This window comes from Halovulum dunhuangense, from assembly GCF_013093415.1.
In the GTDB taxonomy this organism is placed as follows: domain Bacteria; phylum Pseudomonadota; class Alphaproteobacteria; order Rhodobacterales; family Rhodobacteraceae; genus Halovulum; species Halovulum dunhuangense.
Genome location: NZ_JABFBC010000001.1, coordinates 1,609,233 through 1,635,403, shown reverse-complemented (window position 1 = coordinate 1,635,403; position 26,171 = coordinate 1,609,233). Strand labels below are relative to the sequence as shown.

Sequence of the window (26,171 nt, the reverse complement as noted above, 5' to 3'; positions counted from 1 at the left end):
CCCTCGATATCGTCGTCGGCGCCCTTGGCGAAGTTGGTGGTGCGAACGATCGTGACCATGCCGGTCGTGGCCAGCCTGAGCGTGCCTTCGACCTGCTCGATCATGCCCTGGTCGCCCAGGATGATGTCCGCGCCCTCTCCGCCATCGATGGTGTCGGCGCCCGGGGCCCGTGTGTCGGTGCTGCCCAGGACCGGCGTGGTGTCCAGCACGCTGTCGTCCACGATCAGCAGCCGCGCGACGGCGTCCACGTTGAAGCCGGCATCGCCGTAGATGTGGTCGTCGCCGCCCAGCCCGTGGATGGTGTCGTCGCCCGAGCCGCCCGAGATGTGATCGCCGGCCGAGCTGCCAAGGATCGTGTCATCGCCCATGCCGCCATAAATGGTCAGGCCGACGCTGGTGCCTTCGGGCAGGATCAGCCCCGAGGCGTCGATGGTATCGCCGTGCCGCGCGGGGTCGGTGTTGCCCGCGAATACAAGGCCACCGCCGGTCGGCGCGCCGCCGCGCCAGTTGTAGCGCGAGCCGTCCGTGCTGGTGTCGCCATAGACGACCAGCAGCGAGTCCGGTCCGGCGCCGCCGGTGATGGTGATGCTGTCGGCCCCGCCGCCGCCATGAACCAGCGTGATCGGCTTGGCGCCCACGCGATCCGAGAAGCGGTTGGTATCCTCAATCAGGAAGCTGTCGTCCTTCTGGCCGAGCAGCAGGTCGATGATCTCGACCCCGCGCATCGAGATGCCCTCGGCATAGGTGATCGGCACGGGGGTGATCTCGTCCCCGGTGTTGAAGGTGACGGTGCCGTCGCCCATGCCCAGCCCGTTGATCAGGATGGCGTCGGGTTCGGTGCCGCCCGGCAGGGTGGTCGCCTTCATGGTGCCGGTATCGGCGGTCAGCGAGGTGTCGTTGAAGATGTTGACGCGGTCGTCCTGCGCGGTCTCGTCCAGGTCCGTGATCGACGGATCCAGGTCGAGCGGCCCGGCGTCCTGCTCGGAAGGCAGCATCACCGGCGCCTTGAGCGAGCGGTCGGCCCCCTCGAGCGGGCCGCCTTCGATCAGCAGGGGTCCGTTGATCTTCGAGGTGGTGTGCTGCTGCGCGCCGAAGACCTTGGTCACGCGGTCAAGGGCGGTCGGCACGAAGTCCGGATCCGCCTCGAGGGTGACGGTCACGTCCTGCCACCAGTTGGTGCTGTCGAAGGTGACCTGCGCCACGTTCACGAGGAAGGTCGCGTCGGTGACGGTCTCGCCCGCCAGCGTGCCGCTCAGGTAAAGCCGGGTGCCATCCTCGGACACGCCGAGGATCGCGACCTCGCCGTCATTTCCTGTCGTGCCGCCGATGCGGACGATCTGACCGGCGGCGAAGCCGTCGGCGGTCCAGCTGCCCGCGGCGCGTTCGACATAGTCCTGCCCATCGGGATCCGCGACGAAGCTGACGCCAAGCGTCACGTCGGCGAGCGTCGCGTAAGTCACGCGCCCACCCTCGACCACGCGGGTCTGGCCGTCATCCCAGATAGACAGGGTGACCGGGGCCGTGGGCGCCTTGGTCAGGCGAAGGGTATAGCTGTCGGTCTCGCCGGGGGCATCCACGATCAGCGTGTCGCCGCCCGTCTCGCGCAGCAGAACGCCGGCGGTATCGCCATCGACCACCTGCACCCGGACCGTGCCCGAGGCGATGGCGGCATAGGTTTCGCCGGTGTCGCTGGTCACGCTGTGGGTGATGAGAACGCGCTCGGAATTCTCTTCGATGCCATCGGCCACGGCGGTGGCGGTCACGGTCTGGGCGATGTTCCAGTTCGACGCGTCGAAGGTAAGCACCGGCTTGTCCAGCGTCAGTTCGGTGCTGGCGGACAGGGTGACGGTGACCGTCTCACCGGCGGCCGGGGCACGGGTCAGCGAGACCTGCCAGCTGTCGGTGATCCGGGAGTTGGCGTCGCCCTCGAGCAGCAGCGTGCCGCCGTCGCTTTCGACGATCTTCAGCCCGGCCTTGTCGTCGTCCAGCACCGTCACCTCGACATTCGCCACCTGGGCATTGTCGAAGATCGGGTCGTCCGACTGGACCGAATGGCTGATGACGACGGTCCGCTCGCCTTCGGCCGCAGCATCGTCCACCGCCTTGACATAGATGGTCTGCGGCGTCTGGTAGCTGGTGCCGTCGAAGACGAGCACGAGGTTCTCGCTGAAGTTCACGCCATCGGTAGAGATCAGGACGGACTCCGCCTCCTGACCGGTCACGCTGGCGCCGGCCAGGGCCGTCTCGGATGTCGCGAAGCTGCCCTCGACCACGATCTCGGTCTCGGTGACAGAGACGATCCGGTAGACGCCATCGGCATCGCCCGCGCCGGTCAGGCTCAGCGACTGGTAGCTGTCGAAGCCGTCCGCGATCCAGCTGCCGCCGTCACGGCTCAAGGTGTTGCCACCCGCGGTGAAGCTGATCTCGCTGCCGTCCGACATCACCGGCACGGCAAGGTTCCGGTCCGTGGTCGAGGCGCGCGTCGCGGAGACGGTCACATAGACCGGGCCGGTCGGCTGCTCGACCAGTTCGACGGTGTAACTGTCGAGCGCGTCGTCGAACTCGGAGACGGTCGTCGTATCGTCGCCGCCCTCGCGGATCAGGACGGCCCCGGTCTGCGCATCGGCGATGGTGGTGTCGAGCCCCGGCACGAAGGCGTTGTCATAGGCGCCGTCGGTGCTGTCGCTGGTGTGGTTGACCAGGCCCGACCGGCCGTCGACATCGGCCGAGATGATCGGCTGGGTCACGTCGCCGGTCACGTTGAACGTGTCCGAGCCAAGCCCGCCGATGATCTGGGTGATCGTGCCCGGCGCGGTGGAGAGGATGTAGAAGGTGTCGTCGCCCTCGAGCCCGTCCACCTCGATCTTTTCCTCGGTGTTGGAGATCTGGACGTTCAGGCCCGCGCCGAAGACGCCGTCCTCGGTGATTACGAAGGCGTCCGCGCCCTCGGTGCCCAGCACCACCACGGTGTCGAAGCCGTCGCCGCCGTCGATCTTCACGGGGGCGTTGACGTTGTACTGGATCGAGTCCTCGCCGTCGCCGGCGTTGATCTCGGTCACGTCCTGCGAACTGCTGGCGCCGCCCGCCAGAAGGAAGGCGCGCACGACGAAGGTGTCGTTCCCGGCCTCGCCTTCGAGCTTCAGAAGCGCGCGGTTGGCATAGACGGTGAAGGTGTCGTTGCCCTCGCCGCCAAAGGCGACGGTGGGCAGGCTGATGCCGTTCGACAGGAACCCGCGCGTCGTCTCGACCGTGGCGATGTCGTCGCCCGAGGCGATGCCGTTGGTCGCCGTGTTGGCGAAGACAGGATCGGCCGCGAAGAGCTGGCCGAACTGGAAGCTGTCGTCCCCGGCGCCGCCATCCAGCGTCATGATCGCGGCGTTGTCGTCCGAGACGAACAGGTCGTCGCCGTCCAGCGCCTCGATCGTGACGCGGCCATTGATCGAACGGTCGTAGTTGATCCGCTCGACCGTATCGGGCCGGTCGGCCGCGTCGTCGGTGATCTGGTCCTGCGTGCCGTGCAGCAGCGCCAGGAAATTCGCGCGGCTGAGGAAGGTGTCGTCCTCTGCGGTGCCCAGCACCACCATGGTGTCGGCCCCGGCATCGGGCGCGCCGCTGTCGAACACGTCGATGATGTAGTCGACCGCCGCCCCGGTGATCGAGCCGTGGGTCTGGATCACCACCGCATCCGACCCGGCCCCGCCGTCGATGCGCAGGCTGTCGGTATCGCGGTTCTGGCTGACCAGCCGCACGACCTGCACGAAATCGTCGCCCGTGCCGCCAAGGATGGTGGCAAAGCCGGTGAACACCGTGGGATCGACCAGGCGGATCTGGTCGTCACCCACGCCGCCATCGACCGCGATAACGGTCGCGGCGATGCTGCCGGTCATCAGGAGACGGTCGTCGCCCTCGCCCAGGATCACGCGCAGAATGTCGCCCGCGACGATGTTTCCGTCCAGCGTGACGAAATCGCGGGTCGCGCCGCTGTCGATCAGGATGTCGTTTCCGGCCGTCAGCCCGCCTTCGACGGTCAGGCGATCCTCGCCCGCGCCGGTCCGAAGCGTCAGGATGTCGCCGGCCGTCACGGTGCCCTCGACAAGCACGGTGTCGTCCGCGGCCCCGGTTTCCAGCAGGAAGGCGGTCGCGGCAAAGATGTCGCCGGTCAGCACCAGGCTGTCGGCATCGTCGCCGGTCTGCACGGTCACGCCGCCGGTCGCGCTAGAGATGCTGCCATCGAGCACGAGGGTGTCGCCATTGCCGTCGCCCAGGATCAGGACGCTGCCGCCCGACAGCGTGCCGCTGACGGTGATTTCGCCGCCCTCGGCATCCGTGCTGCCGAAATCGGCCCAGAGCGTGATGAGGCCGGTCGCGATGATGCTGGATCCGGCCTCGATCACGATGTGGTCGCCGGCCTGGATCAGCACGTCGCCGCCCGTCGTCTCGATGGTCACGCCGCTATTCAGCGTGAACACGTCGTAGTCGAGCGGGGCGCTTTCGGTGGCAAGGTAGCTGATGTCGTCGCCCGCCGACACGTCCGCAAACACGGTGATCGGGCTGGTCGCCGCAACCTCGATGCCGCCGCCGGCCTGCTGGCCGAGCCCGCTCGCCCCGCCGATCACGTCGACCGACAACGCGCCCTCGTTCAGCACATAGGTGGACCCGGTGGTGGACAGCGATTGCAGCACGCCGATCTCGGTGAAGAGCGCCTTGGTGGTGGTGCCGATATCGGTCTGGGCGATCAGGTAGGCCCGCCCGCCGCTGACGTTGGAGCCGCCATCGTTGCGCCCGTTGAAGATGCCGCCCACGGTGGCGGTCAGATAGGCGGTCTTGGTCAGGTCGACCGAGTCGGTGCCGACCTCGAACAGGTACAGATTGCCCGCCGTCTCGATGATGAAGGTGTTGTCGCCGCTCGAGGACGTGACCACCCCGCCAGACGCATCGCCGCCACGGCGGCTGTCGATGTCCAGCTCGTTGCCGAAGCCGCCGATGAAGCCGGCCTGGGCCGTCAGCGTGATGCTGCCCCAGGCCAGCACGTCGGCGCGGCCGTTGCCGGTCGTCTCAAGGCTGTCGGGATCGGTCGGATCGACCAGGTCCACCGCATCGAGGATGCTGACCAGCGCGGTCAGCGTCACGTCGCCCGCAGTCGACAGGACATTGCGGATCTTCATGTCGCCGAAGGCTTCGGTCAGGAAGATGTCGCCCTGCGCCGTTGCCGTCACCAGCCCGTCGCCCCGCGCCTCGATCTCGAGCGCGTTGCCGTCGGCGCCGATGCCGCCGGTTTCGGCGGTCAGGCGGATGTCGTTGGCCTCGATGTTGACGAACTCGTTGCCGATCGCGTCGAGGATGCTGCCCTCGGCTACAAGGTCCACGTTGCCCGAGCGCGAGAACACGGTCGAGATGTTCATGTCGCCCGCCCGCTCTGTCACGAAGAAGTCGAGCGTGCCGCGCATGGTCAGCGTCGCGCCGTCATGCTGGTCGAGATAGATGCGGTCGTCCGCCGCCGCGCCGCCGATACCGCCCGAGCCCGCCTCGAGCACCAGGTTGCCCGAGACGATATTGGTGGCAGAGCCGTCGAGCGCATTCTCGATATCGCCCTGGGCGCGGATGCGCAGGCTCTCGCCCACGTCGAAGGTGCCAAGCTTGAGCCCGAGGCTGGAGCCGATGAAGGCCTCGCCCCCCGCGGTGCCGGACATGGCGCCGGCGGTCTCGACGTCGATATCCTCGCGCAGCTGGATCTGGATGGCGTAGAGTTCGACGAACTGGTCGAGAACGATCTCGCGCCCGGTCTCGGTGTCGAGGTTGGGCGTGCCGCCCAGCGTGATGACGTCGCCGTCGATGGCCACGATCTCGTAAAGGGACTCCGAGTCGTTGCCATTCTCGGTGTCGCCGGCGATCAGCAGCTTCATGCCGACCCGCAGCGCACCCAGCGCATCGCCCGCGGTGCGGGTGATGGTGTTGCCCGACAGGTTCGCCGTGACCGCGGCGCTCGCGCCGCGCGGATCGAGCGCGATACCCGACACCTGCACCGCGACATTCGCCTCGGACGCGGCCAGCGGCACGCGCGCGGTGTCGATCAGCAGCGTCGCGCCATCCACGCCGATCACGGTGTAGAACGGCCCTTCCTCGGTCGCGTTGGCGGTGTTGCCCTCGACCTGGATCACCTGCCCCACCAGGCCCGCATCCCAGGTTCCGCTGGTGCGGGTGATGGTGCCGGCAGAGGCGTCGAAACTGACGGTCGCGGAATAGCGTTCGGTGGTCAGGTAGAACACGTCGTCGCGTTCCGCCGCGCCCAGCAGCACGCGCTGGTCGTCGGTCAGCGGCTGGTCGTCAGAGATGACGATCAGTTCCTGCCCGCCGGTGCGGCCGATATTGCCCGACACGTCGAGCGTGATGGACCCTGCCTTGATGTTCACATCCTCGATCACCGTGTCGGTGTCGGTGATGGGCGCCAGAAGCCCCGCGCCGATCGCGTTGATCAGCTCTTCCTCGGTCCAGATCTTGATCGACCCCTCGATGCGGTCGATCTCGGCCTGGGTCAGGGCGACCTGGTAATCGGCGTCATAGGTGTCCGCGTCCCCGTCGGTGCCGGCATCGGCGCCCCAGCGGGCGTCGAGATCGCGGTACTGCACCGTGCGGCTGGTGCGCAGGGTCAGGATCGCGGCGGCGATGAACTCCTCGCGGGTCTGGCCGCCCTTGTCGGTCAGATCGTCCCACTGCGCGCCGTAAAGGCTCTCCCAGTAGGCCTGCTCGTCGGGGGTGAACGCGATCAGCGCGTCCGCGTCGTACTCGTCGGCAGACGTGCGGAAGATCAGGTGCCAGGTGGCAAGGATCGCCTCGACCTCGGCATCGGTGATGTCCGGATCGGCCGCCCGCAGCTCTGCCGCCTTCGCTTCGAGCTGTGCAAGGCGCACCTGCCAGTAGGCCTGGTACTCGGCGGTCTTCGCCTGGCTCAGGGCGTTCTTGGCATCGACGATCTTCTGCCCGGCGCCCGCATCCTCGGTCAGCGACAGCGAGGCCCAGACGCCCGCGCGAAGTTCTTCGATCGCACGCTCGTCCTTGACCTCGTTCACGTTGCCGTCCAGCAGATCGCCCGACACCACCTGGACCGTCACACCGTCCCGGGCAACGATCTCGAACAGGCGCAGATCGCCCGCCGTCTCGGAAAGATGGACGCCGCCGAAATCGGCATAGGCACGCAGGACGTGGAAATCCGCGGTGCCGCTGTCGAGCCGCAGGAGCCGCGAGGCCGCGCCGATATCCCCGTCGAGCGCGACGAGCGTGATCGCCCCGCCGGTGATGAGCTGGCTTCCCGTGGCAGCCAGGATCCCGCCATTCGCGGTCAGGCTGACCGCCCGCCCGCCGCCTGCGGTGATCGTGCCGGCATGCAGATCGCCGTTGATCTCCTCGATGTAGATTGCCCCGCCGGCAGCCGCCGCATCCAGGCGCAGCCCGCTTGAGGCGGTGTTCGAAAGATCGACCCGCACCGGACTGATTTCGTTACCGATTCCGGCATTGGCCGTCAGGCTGATGACCTTGCCGCCGATCAGGCCGCCGACAAAGCCGGTCTTGGTCTCGATCGTGCCCGTGGTGCGAAGCGTCGTGGTGCCGGTATCGTTCTGCAACGGCCCCGCGACGACGATGTCGGAGTTCTGCCCCTCGACATAGATCGAGCCGGTCGTATAGCCGATGAACTCGATCGCGATCGGCCTGTCCGCCTTGATCGTGTGGGTCGCGTAGGTCGTGGTGTCGGTGATGGTCGTGTACTGGAACCAGGTGTAGTTGGTGCCGTACCAGGTGGACCAGGTGTCATAGCCGGTGCGGATGCGGCCGGAATTGTAGTCCTCGGTCTCGACCGTGGCATAGGTGTAGGGATCCGCCGCGTTCGCCGCATCGAGGAAGAAGTAGTTGGAGTCGGGCACGAGAACCGCACCGCTGGATACCGGGGTGACCTTGTCCGGATCCCTCGAGTCGGGGCTGAAGGCGTCGATGCCCAGCCAGTCGGACTCCGTCCACTCCTCGACAAGCGTGGTCCTCACCCCCTCTGCGAGGGTCCAGCCGTAGCGATAGCCAGCCTGCGGGGCGTAGGTATGGTTCAGGCCGCCGCCGGTGGTGGTGACGCCGTTCACGCTGACATCGACCGTGCCATCGGCATTCATGGTGTAGATCGTGGTGTAGGGAACCGTCTCGCCGCCGGCCCCGGTCAGCGGCGGCTTGGCAAGATCCTTGAGGATCAGCTGCCCCTCGCCCCGGGTGCTGGCGTCGATGCGCTGCAACTCGATCTCGGGCGCGTCGCCCGCGGCGTAGCCCATCTGGTTGTCGATGCGGATGTTCGGGTACCCGCCATAGACGATGATCTTGCCGTTACGGGTGTTCAGCACATGGCCGGTGATGTCCACATAGCCGCCCGCCGGGCGCAGCTCGGTCACGATGACCTTGCCCTTCCCGTTGTTCCCGGTCGGATCGTAGTAGATCTGGAACGGGCTGCCGGGAATTTCGATCCTCTCCTCCTCGGTGCTGCCCGATGCCCGGATCCTCTCGATTTCCGCTCTGACATCGTCATCGAGCGTGACGGTGAAATCGTCCTCGCCGCTCTTGATGATGCCGTTCACGTTCACGAACTCGGAGTCGATGAAGATCCGGTTGCCGGTGAGCGTGACCTCTGTCGGCTGCACCGCAAGGAAGGCGTCGATGAAGGCGGTGCCGACAAACGGCCGATCGGCATTTTCCATGCCGTCGGTGCCCGTCAGCGTCGGGGTCTTCCACTTGGCATAGGGGTCGCCGCCGTTGTTGTAGATCAGCTGGTTCACCGTCACGGTGCCGCCGGTGACGATCTGGATGTTCTTGGCGTTGACCTCGGCGTTGACGATGATGTCGCCGGTGCTCGACGGATTACCCTGCCCCGTCAGCGGGTTCGCCGAATTGTTGAAGATCCCGATGGAGCCGCCCAGGTTCAGGACCGGGCCGTTGATGATGATGTCGTTCCACAGAACGACACCGTTGGCACCGGCGATCGAGGCGTCGATCGCGTCAAAGTCGTTCACGATCGTGATGACCGGATCGCTCGACGTGCCAGTCGAGGCGGCGGTAAAGCCGAAGTCCGGCGTCAGGACCGCCACGTCCGCCACGATGTCGCGGTTGTTGTTGTCGCCTGCGACATAATCCTCGTTGATCGCCTGGACGGTGCCCAGCGGATCGGCTTCCAGCGTGATGTCGGTGCCGTTGAACACGACCCCGCCATTCACTTCCGGGATGATGGCCCCGTTGATGATGAGGAAAGCGGGGGTCCGGTTCAGGATCGAGATCTGGGCGTTTCGCGGGGTATCGAAGGTGCCCGATCCCGCCAGCTGGTCGGCAAAGACCTGCACCCGGCCGGCCTGCGCCAGCACCGGGTCGACCGTGATGGCGTAGACCGTCCGCTCGATCGGGGCGATGTCGCCCTCGCCCTCGGCGATGGTGCCGTCGCCGTCGACGTCGCGTTCCAGCAGAACCGCCTCGCCCTCGGCCAGCATCGCCGTGGTCAGGCGCTCGATCTGGGTTTCGTAGAACGCCACCAGGTCGGGGTTCACGAAGTTGCCCGCGTCGTCCTTGACCGAATAGAGCGCAAGGTTCTCCCGCGCCTCGATCAGCTGCTGGTACCGGCTGGAGATGACCTTTTCCTCGCCCAGGCTCCAGGTGATGTCGCCTGTGCCGCTGGTCACGATCTCGAGTTCCTGCGAGCCCGCGGAACTTCCGACGTCGAAGGTGATCGTCTTGACCCGCTTGGCACCCGTCTTGACCAGGCCGTCGTTGATGACGTTGCCATAGGCCCGCGCAATGCCCTCGCCCTGCCCGATCTCGGTGTTGTTGCCACCCAGCGCCGAGTCGATCGCGTCGCCCACGGCCGAGGCCCAGTTCGTCGCCTTGGCGATGCCGTCGACAAGGGCAAGCCCCGCGCTGTCGGCCAGCAGGGCGATGTCGCGATAGCTTTCCAGTACGCCGCCCGAGGCAATGTTGATCGTGTTCTCGGCGACATAGACCGCCCGCGTTTCCAGATCGTCGATCGGGATGAGCGAGCCTGCGAAATTGTCCACCCGTGCCACAAGGCTGTTGGCGGGAAGGGCGCGATCCCTGTCGGTGCCGGTACTCAGGAAAAGGTTGCCCTCGGCCAGCACGTTGCCGCGAATGGTGATCAGGTTGTCCGGCGTCACGTCCATCTTGGCATGGCCGATGGCGACGGTGCCCAGACCATAGGTCTCGGAATAGGACTGCAGGTAGATGTCGTTCTCGCTCTGCGCCTCGAATTCCAGGTCGCCGGCGGCATGGATGGTGGCGTTGGCGCCGACCTCGACGCTGGCGATCAGCTTCGGCGTGATCAGGTCGATATAGGCGCCCGCGCCGGAAATCGCGCCCGCGGTGAAGAGTGCGACTTCCTCGGTCAGCACGATGTCGTTGAAGGCGCGCGCAAGCAGGGTGCCCGCCTCGTCAGTGGTCGTGACGCTGCTGTAGTCGTCGAAATCGACCCGCGTGTCGAAGGAGATGCTGAAGTCGGAACTGGCCGAGGCGCCGCTGGCCAGGCCGCCTGCATCGCCATCGATGTTGTTGCCGGCGACAGCCGTCTTGGTCAGCGTGTTGGTGGCGGTGACGGTCATGCGCTCGGCCGTGACCGACGCGCCCGCCAGGTCGCCATCCTGCTGGCCGATGCGCGTCAGCACCGTCGTGTCGACGATGGTGTTGGCCACGGCACCTGCCCCGGCAATGGCGCCGAAACTGTCGGTCGTGACGAAGGTATTCGGCTGCGTCACATGGCTGGCCGACTGGACAAAGGCGCCGTCCGTTCCTTCCACGGTGACGGTGGCGCCGTCCCAGACCTGGCTCAGGACATTGGCCACCGTGCGCGAGGTCGGTGCCGCCCCCGCGACACTGACAAGCCCGCCGGAGCCTGCGACCGTATCGGCGACATTGGCCGCGGTGCCGGTGGCGGTCAGTTCCAGCCGGTTCGCGTTCACGATCGCGGCCGAGCGGATCGTCGCCTCGATGTCGGTGTCGGATTCCGCCAGCGAGGTGGACTCACCCGCCCCGATCAGGCCGGCCGCCGCGGAATCCGCAAGCGCGAACTGGCTCGACAGGCTGCGGGCGATGACCTTGACGGTGCCGGTCGCGGTGACATCCGCGCCCGTGCTGAGGAACGCGCGCACCACATCGCTGTTGAGCGCCACCGCATTGGTCGAGGTGGCGCCGATCAGCAGCCCCCCGGCCGAGGAATTGGCGATGGCCTGCGCATTGTGAGAGGAGCCCAGCCGCTCGGCCGAGGCAAGGACCGTCAGGTCGCGGATGTCGAAATCGCTCAGGGAGCCCCCGGCATAGGCCTCGATCGTGGGGCTCGTCTCGACGGTGACGACGTTCGCGCCCATCGAAAGGCCCGTGGACACGGACATGCCATAGGCGACGCCGCTGGCCGCAATGCGGCTGCGGGCATCCACGATCATCTCGTCGGCATTGACGGTCACGTTCTGCACGAAAGCCTTGACCGTGGGATCGGCGGTCACGCTGACCACGCCGCCATTGGCGGCGACAGCCGCAAGACCCAGCGCCAGCGAGGCGGTGCCGGTCACGCCGGTCAGCTTCGGCTCGGACAAGGCCAGCACGCGAAGATCGCGCGACAGGTTGATGATATCGCCGCCATTTCCGGTAACGGATGCGGTGACGGTGTTCTCGTGGCTCACGACGGTGCGCGCGCCGGAACCCGACACGCTGAAGCCCAGCCCGGTTGTCGCCGATAGCGCCGCCGCCTCGGAAAAGGCGTTCACGGTGCTGTCGTCGATGGCCTCGACGACCAGGTCCCCGGCGGTGACGTCCGCGTTGGAGACGCTCGCCTCGACGCTGTTGGAAACGGTGTTCTGCGACAGCGAGACCGCGATCGAGACCGAACCGCCCACCGCGCCCACCGAGGCCGCGACCGAAGCCGCGCCCACATGGCTGTCTATGACGCTGTTGTCCTCGGCCCGGACGGTCACGACATCGCCGGTGGCGGTGATCGACCCGCCCGAAACCGTTGCCTTCACCGCGTAGTCGAGGGTGTTTTCCGCATCCGACCCGGCGCCTGCCCCGGCACCTGCGACCACCCCGCCGGCGATGGCGACGGACAACGCCACCACCTCCGCGCGGATCGTGGCCTGGTCCATCAGCGCCTCGACGGTGACGTTGCGGCTTGCGGTGATGGTGCTGCCGGTGACGGTGGCAAAGACGCCGGTGCCGTCGCCCGCGCCGATCCGGTTCTCGGCCAGCGAGAAGCCGATCGACACGCCGACGCCGACCGCGCCACCGCCGATCGCGGCCGATGCGGCCAGGATCATCGCATCGATCTCGGCGTCGCTGGTGGCGCGCACGATCACGTCGCCGGCAAGACCGTTCGCCCGCACGCTCGATGCGGTGATCGCTGCCGTGGTCGTCGTCTCGATGATGTTGGTGGCGGTGGCGCCGGCACCGGCAAAGCTGATGCCGACCGCACCAAGCCCGACCGCCGCCGCGGCCGCAGCCGTAAGCGCAGAGATGTTGGCGTCGTTCTGGGCGGTGACCTGCACCGACCCGTTGCGCGCCAGAACCTCCGTATCGGCGTTCCGGATCTCGGCCAGCGTGTCGCTGTAGATGCGGTTCTCGCCTATCGAGATACCCGCGGACATGGCAGCCCCCACGCCGCCGATGCCAGCGGCCACCGCAACCGCGCCGCCCAGAGCGTCGATCGTGGAGGCGTCGCGCGCGCTGACGGTCACGCTGCGCGCCGACACGCCCGTCCCGTCGCCGTCGATGACGGCCTGCGTCGTCGCATCGATGATGTTCTCGGCATAGACGCCCGCGCCCGCGGCCCCCACGCCCACGGCCCCGCCGCCCACGGCGATGGAACCCGACACGACCAGCGCCTGGATGGTCTGGCTGCTTTCGGCATTCACCAGCAGATCGCCGGCGCCGCCGGTGACGGCGCTGGAATTGCGCAGGATCGCGGACACCATGCCGGTATCGGCGATGTCGGTCCCATGGATGTCGCGCCCGATATAGTTCTGCGCGACCGAAACGCCGATCGATGCGCCGACGCCACCCGCGCCGATCCCCACGGCGGCGGACGCTGCCAGCACCGCTGCATTGATCGCCTTGTCGGACCGGGCATCGACGACGATATCCCCGCCATTCGTGGTCATGGCGCTTGCGCCGTCGATGCTGGCGGTCACGTTGCCCAGGATCGCGTTCAGCGAAACCGCACCGGCGCCCGCCACGGCGACACCGACAAGACCGCCGCCGACCGCCAGCGCCGCGGCCAGCGCCACGGCGTTGATGCCGGCGCGTTCCGCCTTGAAGGTGCCGTTCTCGTTGGTGATGGCAAAGCTGTTGCCCTCGGCGTCGATGGCGGTCCAGCGCTTGCCTTCCTCGACCATGCTCAGGCGCAGGTCGCGCTTTACCTCGTAGCCGGCGTTGGCCAGCGCCGCCTTCAGCGCGGCCAGAACGTCGGTGTCGTCGTCGATGTCGGCGACGGTGGCGTTGCCGTCCTCGTCCTGGTCGACCGCGGCCGCGTCGTCCAGCAGATCCGCCTTGTCCTGCGCCGTGGCCCCCGACAGGCCCGCAAGCGTCGGCAGGACCGGCGTCTCGCCCAGCGTCAGTTCCGGCGTCGATGCGGAAACCGTGATCCCCGCGTCCAGCGCGTTCGTGCCGGAGGCGCTGACCTGCGCCCCCGTCTCGATGGTGGCGAGCACGTCGGTGGCGATCTGGTTGAACGCCAGCGATATCCCGATCGCACCGGCCACGCCGACCTGCCCGAAGGCGGCCGAGATCGCGAAGGCCGCCGAGAAGGCGTCGATCACCGAGATGTCGTCGGCATTGACCGTCACGGTGCGCCCCGACACGTCGGAGGACGCGCCGCGGATCGCTGCGACCACATCGGTGGCGATCATGTTGACGACCGCGGCGCCGCTGCCCGACAGCGCCACGCCGACAGACCCGCCGGCGACGGCGACCGAACCGGCAACCGTGGTCGCGCGGATCGACTGGCGCGACTCGGCATCGACCAGGACTTCATCCCCGGCATCGACCTCGGAATTCGCGATCGCCGCCTCGACGGTCGAGCGGTCCTCGGCCAGGTTGACAAGCTGCCACAGGTCGGTGTTGCCGTAATCCTGCTGATTGAGGTTGTAGACCTCGTCGTTGTTGTCCGAGCGGTCGACGCTCTCGCCGACATAGCGGTAGACGTCCCCGGCGCGCGCACCCGACAGGATCTTCACGGTGGTGACGTTCTTCGTCAGCCCGTTCAGCGCATCGCCGGTGTCGTGCAGGGCCGCCGTGTCGTCGAAGCCGTAGCCCGCGAAGTTCCGCGCGACCGCCACGCCGATGGAGGCACCGACCCCGGTGGCCCCCACAGCCACCGCGGCAGAAGCGGCGACGACCACGGCGCGGATCGCGCCCTCGGCATCGGCCTTGACCGTTACGTCGCCGAGGGTCGCATCAACATCTGAATCGGTGATGTGCGCCCGCGTCGCGGTGTTGAGCTGGTTGGTGGATTCCGCACCTGCGCCACTGACCGCAACGGCGACCGAACCGAACGCCGCGGAAACCGCGGCCGCAGCAGATGTGACGGTGATGTCGGCGCTGTCGGTCGCGGACACTTCGACATTGCCGCTGCGGGCAAGAACGCCCTCTGCGGTGCCGCCATCCACGCCCATGATCCGCGCCTCGACCGCGCCGCCGATCACGTTGTGGGCCAGGGCCACGCCGATCGACACGGCCGCGCCGGTCGAGCCGAAGGCCGCGGCAACGGAAGCCGCGCCGGCAAAGGCGGTGATCGCGCTGTCGTTGGTCGCCGCGACGGTGACGTTTCCGCCCTCGACCATGGGGCCGGCGGCGGTGGCGTGATCGCCGTCGAGGGCGGCCAGCACGCTGACATTTATGACGTTCTCGTTCCAGACGCCGGCGCCGCTGACCGCGACACCGGTGGAGCCGCCGGCAATCGCGGCAGAGCCCGCGAAGGTCAGCGCGCTGATCGATTGCAGCGCATCGGCCGACACATCCACGTCGCCCGCGGTGGACACCAGCTTCGAGTTCGTCGTGCTGGCATGGATCAGCAGCGCGTCGTCATTGCCCAGGCGGTCCTGCCCGATCAGGTTGCGCGCCAGCGCAAGCCCGATCGAGGCACCGACCCCGGTGCCGCCGCCCACCGCCACGGAGACCGAGGCCGCAAGCACGGTGGCGTTGATCGTGCTGGCGCTTTCCGCCTCGATCACGATGTCGCCGGGTGCGGACACGTCGGACGCATCCACATGCGCAAGCGTGCGCGAGGTGATGACGTTCTCGGCATAGGCACCCGCGCCCGCCACGCTGACCGCAGTGGCGGAACTGATCGCCGCGGACAGGGCCGCCGCCGCCGAGACGGCGTTGATGCTGGCCCGCTCGACCACCAGGGCCGTGCCGTCGAAGCGCAGGTTGAAGCTGCGGCCATCCTTCTCGGAGACCGCCACCCAGCCGCGCAGGCCGTCCTTGGATATGCGGATCGGGCCGTCGATCTGTTCGGCCGCCACAAGCTGCTCGTTCAGCAGGTCGCGCAGGGTGTCGAGGATGCCCTCGTCGAAAAGAGCGTCGTCGGCGTCGCGGATAAGTTCCTGATATTCATCGTGGCCTTCTTCGCCCTCGGCCGGCTGCTCGGCCGGGTTCTCGACCATCGCCTCTTCGGCGGCATTGTCGAGATCGGCGGCGGTCAGGCCGGGCGTCTCGAAACGGTAGTTCGCACCGCCCGAGGTGTAGGCCCCCACCTTCAGCGAATAGGGCACGTCGTCCGAGCCGTCATCGGGCGCCTGCCCGTTCACGTTCAGGTCCGCATCCGCGACATAGGCCTCGGCGATGTTCGAGATCTCGTTCATCGCGATGGACACGCCCAGCGCGACGCTGGCCGCAGTTCCGCCGGCGCCTATGGCCGCCGACAGGGATGCCGCCCCGGTGAAGGCGTCGATGGAGGAGCGGTCGAAAGCCTCGATCCGGGCGCTTGCCACGTTGATCGACCCGGGCCCGTCGCCCGAGACATAGGCCATGGTGTCCGACGCGATGCGGTTGCGCCCGAAGGCGCCCGTCGCACCGACGCTGGTGGAACTGCTTCCGCTGACCGCGGCGGTGGCGGCACCGGCCAGCACGGTCGCGGCGATACGGTTGCCGGTCACGGCCTCGATCACCAGGTGCGGGTTCGCGCCAGCCACGTTCTGGACGGTGGTGTCGTCCATATGGGCAGATGTCAGCGCCCCCTCGCGCGACAGCCCCACCTGTTGCCAGGCCTGCGTGTCGCCGAAATCGACAAGGCTCATGTCCACGTCATCGGCATCGCCGCCGACATATTCGTAATACCGCCCGCTATGGCCGCCGCTCGTCACCTTGACGATGTCACCGGCGCGCAGGTCGCGCGTCCCGGTATTGGTGAAATCCTCGGTCACATCCGCATCGGCCCAGCCGATCTGGTTGTCGGCGATGGACAGGCCCACGGCGACGCCCGTTGCGGACCCGCCGCCGGAGCCGCTCAGATTGGCGGCGACGCCGATGACCTGGGCGTTGATGGTGGAACTGCTGTCCGCGTCGATCAGGATGCTGTCGGTGCGCAGCACGCTGTCCTCGATGCTGGCATCGGCCGCCCCGAAGATGCGGTTGACGGCCACGGCCCCGCCGACGGCGACGCCCACGCCACTGCCGCTGGCGCTGCCCGAAAGGCTGGCGGCCGCGGCGATCGCCGTCGCCTCGATGGTGGCCTGGCGCAGGGCGGTCACCTCGATCGCGCCGTTCACCGCGCTGACGGGGGTTGCAAGGCTGCCGCTGTTCAGCAGGCCCGCATCCACGGTGGAGCGCAGTTCGTTGCGCGCGAAGCTGGTCGCGGCGGATACCGCGATGGATTTCTCGGCCCCCACGGCCACCGACAGGCTGGCCGCGACCACCTCGGCCCGGATGCCGCTGCTATCCTCGGCGCCGATCCTGATGTCGCCGTTGGTGCTGCGCAGCACGTCCGAGCCGTCGATCAGCGCAACGGCGCCGCTGCTGCCGCGGTTCAGCGCGATGATGGGTGCGACGGTGATCGCGGTCGTCTCGGAGGTGGCGGAGACGGCCGTCGCCAGCGCCGCGTTCAGGATGTCCGCGTCCAGCGTCAGGACGGCATCGGCATCCACGGTGATGTCGTCGCGCGCGACCACGTCGCTTTTCAGGATCCGGGCCGAGGCAAGGCTCGGCTCCTCGTTCTGGATCGACAGGCCGAACAGGGTGTCGGCGATGTTGAACAGCACGTTCTGCTGCGCCATGCCGATGGTGTTGAAGGCCATGGTCACACCCACGGCCAGGGTCGTCCCACCGCCGCCCTCGGCGATGGTTTCCATGTCGATGTCGCTGTCGATGGTGGCCGTGTTCCTGGCCAGCACCTCGACCTTGCCGGCGGGCACGCTCACGTCGCTGTCGGCGATCACGGCATCCGCCGTCGCCTGCACCAGGTTGGTCGCGATCAGCGCGTTGATCGCCAGCGTGTTGCCGCTGTCGCCGAAGGCGGTTCCGCCATCGGCCTTCACGATGCCGCTGTTATGCGCCTCGATCGTTGCGGTCTCGATCGCCTCCACCAGAAGGTTGCCGCCGCTCAGATCCACGTCCGCATGGCCAAGCCGCGCATCGGCGCCGCCACGCACGTCGTTCAGGGCGATCAGACCGCCCACCGCGGTCGCACCGCTTTCGGACGTGTTGAAGTTCACCAGCGGGATCTGGTCGCCGCTCAGGTCCAGAGGCTCGAACAGTTCCCACTCGGCGCTGTTGGCGTAGTCGATGTCGCCCAGGTCGACCGGCGTGCCTGTCCGCGAGGGGCCCACATAGATGTAAAGCGTGCCGGGCTCGCCCTTGGCCGCGTCGTAGTCGGATGCGATGCGCACCTTCTCGCCGGTCAGCAGGTTGCGCTGCTCGCCCGATTTCGTGGTGTAGGAATAGCTGTTGGCCGCGTTCTCCAGCTTGGGCAGGATCACCGAGGTGCCGACATTGTTCGTGACCGTGGTGGTCGCCTGCACCGAATTGGTCGCGATGATGGTGTTGGTGTCCTCGGCCTTCACCGTCAGGCCCGCGCCGGCATCGATATCGTTCGCGGTCGCGTCCGGCCCGTAGACCATCGCCCAGTCGGCGCCTGTAAAGGTGATGGTCGCGAAATCGATGACGCCCGTGTCGCCCCGGTATTCATAGACCCGCCCGTCGGTCGCCATGACCCGGTCGCCGGTCTGGACCAGCTGCTCGCCGTCTTCGGCGCGCAGGTTCGCCAGGTCGATATAGGCCACCGCCTTGCCCGACAGCTTGTTCGTGGCAAGCGTCACCCCCGCCGAGGTGCCGCTGGCGCCTTCGGCGGCTGCCGCGGCCGATGTCGCCTCGTTCGAGGCGGTGGCATCGAACGTCGCCTCGCTCTTGGCGCTGACCTCGATCGCGCCATCCGCATCGACCGAGGAATTCAGCACATAGGCCCGCGCATCGACCGGCCGCTCGCCATCGAAGGCGGTCGCGATCTCGGGCGATCCGATCAGCCCGTCGAGCGTGTTGAACAGCAGGTTCGACGGTGCCCAGCCCATCGAGTTGAAGGCAAGGAAGACGCTGACCGCCGTGTCGCCGCTGGTGATCACGGCCGAATTCAGCGCGGTCAGGGCGCTGGTGTTCAGCGCGCGCACAAGCACGCTGCCCGCACCTTCCGCCCCCAGCGAATTCGCCGTCAGCGCGCTGTCCAGCACATGGGCCTGCGCCCCGCCCAGCAGCATGTTCGTCACGATCACGCCGCCCACGGCAACCGAGGTGCCGTCGCCCGTGGCGCTGCCACCCGAGGAGCTGACTGCCGCGTCGACGGTGGCGTCCAGTTCCGCCGCCTGTTCGGCAAGGACCGCGATCCGGCCGTCCGTCGTGGTGACGGTCGCGTCGATGATCCCGGCATTCACGTCCGAGCGCAGGTCGTTGTAGACGATCATCGCGCCCACGCCGACGGAATCCGAGTCCGACACGTTCAGACCGGTGGTCGCGACGTCGCTTTCCAGCGTCTTCTTCCACAGGTCCTCGTTCGAGTAATCCTGGGAATTCAGGTCCAGGTTCTCGCCCAGCGCATCGCTGCCGAGGAAGACATAGACCGACCCCGCATCGCCGCCGCCGGTATAGCCATCGGCCAGCCGCACCTTGTCGCCGAACTTAACGTCGGCGCGGTTCTCGGAACCGTCGAGCGCGTTCCAGTCCGCAAGCTGGCGGTCGTTCAGCGTCTCCTGGAGGACGGCGGCGCCGCCGTCATTCGTGGTCGTCGAGGACGACATCATCTTGGTGTTGGAAAACAGCCGGATCCGGTCCTTCGCCTCGACCTCGACATTGCCGCCGGCGGCAATGGTGTCGGCGCCCGCCAGCCCGCTGTTGTCGATCAGGGCGTTTGCCCGACCGCTGACCTTGTTGGACGCAAGGATGACGCCGATCGCCTTGCCGCTGGCATCGGTGGTGGCCGAGGCGGCGCTGAGCACCGTGTTCGACACGGTCGCGTTCAGCAGTTCGGACGAGAAGGCGCGCACGGAGATCGCGCCATCCGCGGCGACCGTGGTGTTCTCGATCAGCGCGGTCGCGTTGGAGGGCTGCTCGCCATCCAGCGCGGTCGAGATCAGCGGATCGCCCAGGATCGTGTCCACGACGTTGAACAGCAGGTTCGACGCCTTCCAGCCGATGGTGTTGAAGGCAAGCGTCACGCCAACGCCGGTATCACCGGTCGAAACGGAGGCATCGACGGTCGCATCCATCACCACGGCGTTGTCGGCCAGCACCTCGACCGCGCCGCCCGCGTCCAGGGTGGCGTCGCGCACCGTGGCGGTGGCCGAGGCGAGGATCATGTTGGTGGCGATGGTGCCGTTCACCGCAAGGGACTCCCCGGTCCCCCAGGCACTGCCGCCAGACGACGACGTGACCGCCTGAAGCAACGCCAGAAGCGTCGCGCTTTCAGTGGCTTCGACGGTGATGTTCCCACCTGCCGTGACGCTGACACCCTCGATCCGGGCGCTGGCGCTGCCGCGAACGTCGTTGGTGACGATGATGCCGCCATAGGCCTTGGAGTTCGACTCCGCCAGGTTGCCGAAATTCGGGAAGGCATCCTCGATCGAGCTGCTGCCGGTGATATCCTCCCAGGTGCCGGTGGTCAGGGTGATCGCGTTCAGCGTGCCCAGGTTCAGCGTCTCGCCCGCGCCGGTGTAGCGATAGACCTTGCCTTCCTGCCCCGCGACGTTCGAGCCGATATAGACCAGGTCCCCGGTCACCAGCGTCTGGCTGCCGGAGCGCGTGGTGTAGCTGAACTCCTTGGCAAGCTGCGCCGCCGCCAGGTCGGCAAAGGCGTCGATGTTGTTCGTCACCACGGACGAGACGAGCAGCGAACTGTCGGCCCGGATATTGGCGGTGTCCTCGGCGAAGACATTGACCGCGCCGCCGGCGTTCACGCTGCCGATAGGCAGTGCAGGATCGCGCAGTATCCAGTTGGCGTTGTTGGCATAATCCTGTTCGGCATCCGACAGGTCGATGGCCAGGACCGGGTTCGCCACCGTGAAATCACCGGCCTGCGAGAGAAGCAGCGCGGCGATGTCGGCCTCGGTCGTCTCGGCCCCGGTGTAGCGCAGGATCGTGCCTTCGCCATAGCCGCCCATCGCCTCGTGCAGGCGGATCAGGTCGCCGCTCTCGAGGATGCGGATGATCCCGCGGCTGGTGAAGTCGAACGCGGTCTGGCGCAGCTGATCGGCGCCGACATATTCGTAGACATCGGTGCCGACCCGCACCGTGTCGCCGGCGCGCAGCCCGGTCACGGTCTGCGTGCTTTCGTGGTCGGGGCCAGTATTGGAAATCCAGGCGCTGGTTTCCGATGCGACGCGGTTCGTCGCTAGCACGCCACCGGCGGCCGAGCCGTTGGCGCCGTATTTCAGATCCTTGATGCCCTTGCCGGCATTGTCCGCCTTGCCGCCCTCGACAAAGGCGTCGAAGAGCGCGCGGTCGTTCCCGGCGTTGGAGGTCGCGTCATTGCCGACCCGCGCATCGAGCAGGTTGACAAGGCTCACCTCGAGCGCGCCGGTCTCGGCGTTCAGGCGCACCTGCCAGGTCCGCCCCGCCTCGTCCGAGACGTACCACAGGCTCTGGACCGCCAGCGTCTCGACCGAAAGCTCGCCCTCGAACTCGATCTCGGCGTCCTTGAACTCCTGGGTCAGCGCGGCCCGCACGGCCTCGTCGCCGGTAATGTCGTCCTCGTCGGCCTGCGCGTCGCCCAGGTCGTCCAGATCCTGCGCACTCACGCCGGAAAGATCGAACAGGTGCAGCCGCGTGGTGGCCGAGACGTCCACGTCGCTGCCCGCATCGATCACCGAATCCTCGATCCAGGCCTTGGCGCCCACCGGGTCGGTGTCGATCAGGTAGTCGGAGCCAAGGATCGCGTCGATCGCCTGGAACAGGATGTTGGAGCCGTCGAAGCCGACCGAGTTGAAGGCGACGACGACGCTGATCGCGTCGCTCGCGACGCTCATCTCGGTCACCGTGGTGGCGTCCAGAACCGCAAGGTTGAAGGCCTGCACCCGGATATCGCCCGTGACGGTGGTGACGTTGCTGTCGGTGATGCGCGCGGTCGCGGCCGAGTTCAGCTCGTTCGTGGCGATGATGCCGCCGGTGGCGTCCTTGGCGCTGACGGTGCTGCCCTCGACCGCCTTGAGCGTGGCCATCTCGTGGGCGGTAACACCGACATCGAGCGCGGCGTGAACGTCGTACTCGTCGATATAGGCATCGGCCCCGCCCTCGGCCTCGTTGCGGCTGATCAGGGCGTAATACGCCTCGGCATCGCCCGCGCCGATCCCCATGGCCTTCATCGCCATCGAGGCGATCGAGGACGGCACGACGTTGGTCTCGTCGAGTTCCTTCCAGTATTCCTGGCCGTTGATGGCGCCTCCGGCGTTAAGCTCGGTTCCGCCCGCGAAATTGATCGTCCCCAGGTCAACCGTCCCGGCGGTCCCCATGTACTGATAGACCTTGCCGCGCTGCGCCTCGTCCGGGTGGTCCGAGGCGACATAGACCTTGGCGCCGAAATCGATCGCCTGGGTGCCGGACCTGGTGGTGAACTGGTACTGGTCCAGAAGCTGCTGGGCGAAGCTGTTGAGCAGACCGAGGCCCAGGTCGTTCGTGCGCGCGGCCCCGCTGATCATCAGTGTCTGGGAGGTCAGGACCGTCTTGTCCTTGGCAGCGACTGTCACCGATCCGGCGTCCGAGCGGACTTCCTCGCTCGAGGTCGTGCCGTCGGTATCCGCGATATAGGCCCGCGCCGCCCCCGCCAGCATGTTGGAGGCAAGCACGCCCGAGGCGGTCTTGGCCGAGGCGCCCGTCGCCGCTTCGGACAGCGAGGAGGCGTCCGAATTGATCAGCGCGTCAAGCTCGGCCGAGTTGGTCGCGCTCACGCTGACGCCGGTATCGCCCCGCACGGTCGAATCCACGATCCGCGCCACTGCGTCCGAGGGGGTCTTGTCGCCGATATCGGTGCCGATCAGCGCATCGAGCGTCTGGAACAGCAGGTTCTCGGGCGCGTAGCCCAGCGTGTTGAAGGCGACGAGCACGCCGAACGTGTCACCCGCAGAACTGACCGCGCTGGTCAGCTTGGCATCGAGCCTTGCGGTGTTGCGCGCATCGACCGATACGCTGCCGCCGCTGGACACGACGGTCGAGCCACCCTCGATCGAGGCCAGCGCCGAGGCGTTCGCGGTGTTGATCGTCAGCGCCCCGCCAACGGCAAGCGAGTCGCCCTCGCCGTCGATGGAACTGCCGCCCGAGCTTTCCACCGACAGGTCCGCGGTGGCGCGCAGGGTCGCGGCCTCTACCGCCTTGACCGATATGTCGCCGGTCGCGGAGACGTTGGAGCCCACGATCCGCGCGATGGTCTTGGCGTCCAGCTCGTTGCGCACGGCAAGGCCGCCAAAGCCCACGCTGTCGCTTTCGGTCAGGTTGTAGCCGGTGGGGATCAACTCGGTCTCGGGGACGGCCTGCCAGAGATCCTTGTCGGTGAAATCGACGGCGGTCAGGTCCAGCGAAACGGTGCCGGCGCCCATGTACCGATAGACGGTGGCCGGATCGCCCACCGCATCCTCGCCCGCCTCGTAATCGGCGGTCGTGCCGATCCGGTCCCCGAACGACACCTGCTGCGTGGTGGTGCCGAGTTCGACGCCGGTTTCGTCGAAGACCGCGGTACCGTCGGTGCGGAACTTCGCGGGGACCGAAACGCCAAGCGCCTCGTCCACCTCGGTGGCGCCGCCGTCATTGGTGGTGACAGAGGACGATACCACCTTGGAATTCGAGAAGAGCCCGCTTTCGTCCAGCGCCTCCACCGTGACGGTTGCGCCGCCGATCGCGTCGGCTCCGGGCGCGTTCGTGATCTCGGCGATGGCCTCGCCCGAGACCTTGTTGCTGGCAAGGATCATCGAGAAGCCCATGCCGGACGCCTGGTAGAACGGATCGCCCGTGGCCGCGGACTCGGCCGCGTTCGATACGGTCGCGTTCATCAGGGCCTTGTTCTCGGCCCGCACGGTCAGCGCACCGCCCGCCGTGACGGTGGCCGCATCGATATAGGCATGCGCGCTGGCCGCGTCCTCGGTGGCGCCAAGGCCCAGGCCAAGCAGGGCTTCGATGCCAAGAAGCAGATAGTTTTCAACGTCGAAGCCGACGACGTTGAAGGCAACAGAGAAGGCGAAGGCCTTTTGATCGCCGCTGCCCTCGGCCCGCGTCGTGGCCTGGGTGGTGCTGTCCATGATCGCTTCGTTGCGCGCGATCAGGTCGAGCGTGCCGGATGCGGTGACATCTGCGCCGCCGGCGATATAGGCGGTTGCATCGCCCAGCATCTCGTTCGTGGACAAGGCCCCGCCGAATTTCACGGTCGCAGCCTTCGGCTTGGTCGGATCGCCGTCCTGCACCTGGAGCGCGTCGGCCCGGCTTACCAGCACCTGCGAGTTGTCCGCCGTGACCGAGACGTTGGCACCCTCGAGCACCCCGCCCGAGATCATCGCCGTGACCGCCTTGGTCATCTGGTTGATCGCGGCGGCGACGCTGACGTCGATCTTGCTCAGAGAGGTGAGAAGCCCCTCGAAATCCTCGGACGCGACTTCCAGCCGCGTCTCGTCGTTGGCCAGCACGGTCACGTTGCCGGTGACATCGACATTCGCATCGGCGATGCCGGCAAGCGTGGTGCCATCGATGGTGTTGACCGCGACCTTGGCGCCGCTGGAATAGGTGCTGGTGTTCTGCGCCAGCACCGAAAGCGACGCGCCGCGCACGGTCGCCCCGTCGATGCGGGCGACCAGCGTGTCGTCGCCGTTCAGATAGGTCACGCCGATCAGGCTGGCCTTGACCTTGTTCGTGACCGTGCCGGTGTTCAGCGCCTCGACCGCCAGCGCACCGGAGCCGGTGGTTCCGAAAGTGGCATCGCCGACCAGCGCCTGCGTGTTCCGGGTCAGGGTGAGGATCGCGAAGGACAGGCCGAAATCCTCGAGCACGCCTCCGAAACTGCCGAGCAGCCCGAGTTCGCTTTCATCGGGGATCAGTTCGATGGACAGATTCGTGGTGTCCTCGGCCCGCACGAGGCCGCTCAGCGCGGTGCCGTCGGTTGCGGTCCGGTCGGCGATTGTGCCGCTGCCGATCCGGACGGTCGCGCCATCGGCGATCTGCGCGGTGGTCGTGGTATCGGCTATGATGTTCTGGGTGAAATCGCCCAGCAGGGTCTGGTTGCCATCGACCGAGATGTCCAGATTGCTGCGCGCCTCCAGCAGGAAGCTGCCCGCGTCGATGGTGGCGGTCCCCGCGACGGTCGCGGTGGCGCTGAGCGTGGGAACCTGGATCGGGCTCAACTCGCCCGGGCTGTCGAAGGACAGATCGCCCGTGGCGTCAAGGATCCGCTCGGCACTGGCGGAGATCACCACCGCGCCATCGGCATATATGCTGCCGCCGACCGCGACGCTGGCCTCTGCCCCGCCGATGCCGGTCAGGTTCGCAAGCGTGAGCGAGCCTTCGTTCGCGGTATCGGTCGCCGTCAGGCGCACCGAGGACAGCGGATCGAGCGCGGTCCCGATCGACACCCCACCCGAGACGATGATCGCTTCCGTCTCGACGATCAGGTCGCCCGTGAAGGCGCTGGAAAAACCGTCGATCGTCAGGGTGACATAAGGATCGAGAAGCGGTTCGCCGACGAGATAGGTGCTCGTGATCTTCAGGCTGCCCGTGGGCGCATCGAAGGCGATCGATTCGAAGGCGGGACCGTCGAGGAAGAAGTCGGTCGTCGTCCCCGTGGTCAGCGTCGCCGTGGTTCGCCCCAGCGTCAGCGGGTTTTCCGGGCTGATATCGATGATGCGGTTCGTGGCCGAGAGGTTGTCGAAGATCGGCTCGAGCCCGGTGAAGAACAGGCTGTCGCCATCGCGCAGGATGTAGCCCGAGGTTTCATCCACCGTCCGGTAGGTGACGGAATCGAACACGCCCTCGCCCAGGATCAGCGTGTCGAAGCCCGCGGCCCCCCCGTCGATGCCGCCGGTCATTCCGCCGGTGGCGGCCACGGTAAAGCTGTCCTCGTTCCCCTCGGCGCCGACCGCCATCTCGACATTCACGAAGTCGAGGGTGACAAGGCCGTCGGTCGCGCTGCCCATGTTGATGGCATCGATGGTCCAGCCGACATTGCGCGCCGTGTCCATGACGATGTTGTCGGCGCCGTCGCGCCCGTCGAAGGAAACCGTGAACGGGGTGGTACCGCCGAAGCTGGCGGCGTCGATGGTGACAGTCTCGTTGCCGGCCCCGCCCAGGATCGTGACGGCCGAAATTTCCGCCAGATCCCCGAAGGCCAGTACCTGCCCGCCATTGCGGTCCACGATCTCGACCCGTTCCACGACAGTGGCCGAGGCATCGGCCTCGGCCACTTCGGAATGGAGCCGGATCAGTAGGTCATGGTTCCGCTGGTCCTGGTAGAGCGCCGCAAGATCCAGCGCCAGCACGTCGGCATTGAGAAGAACCCTCGGCTCCAGCGGGTCGAGCACCAGCCGCCGGGCTGCATGTTCGAGCTGGGCATAGCGCCGACGATCCCTGTGCCTGAGGCGCGCGCGCGACTTGCGGTTGAGTGGAAGGCGCGGAAGCAGGCCGGGTTCCTGCTTGACAAAGGGGATCGCCAT

Annotated in this window: 1 protein-coding gene (only partly in view); it reads right to left on the bottom strand. The window is 67.3% G+C overall.

Annotated features, from left to right (window positions below; all coding sequences use genetic code 11):
- Window positions 1-26,171 carry the 5' portion of an LEPR-XLL domain-containing protein gene (locus HMH01_RS07900; protein WP_171324068.1) on the bottom strand. The gene continues 5,143 nt to the left of window position 1, outside the view, so the window shows 26,171 of its 31,314 coding nt (coding positions 1-26,171); the start codon lies at window positions 26,169-26,171; its stop codon lies off the left edge, out of view.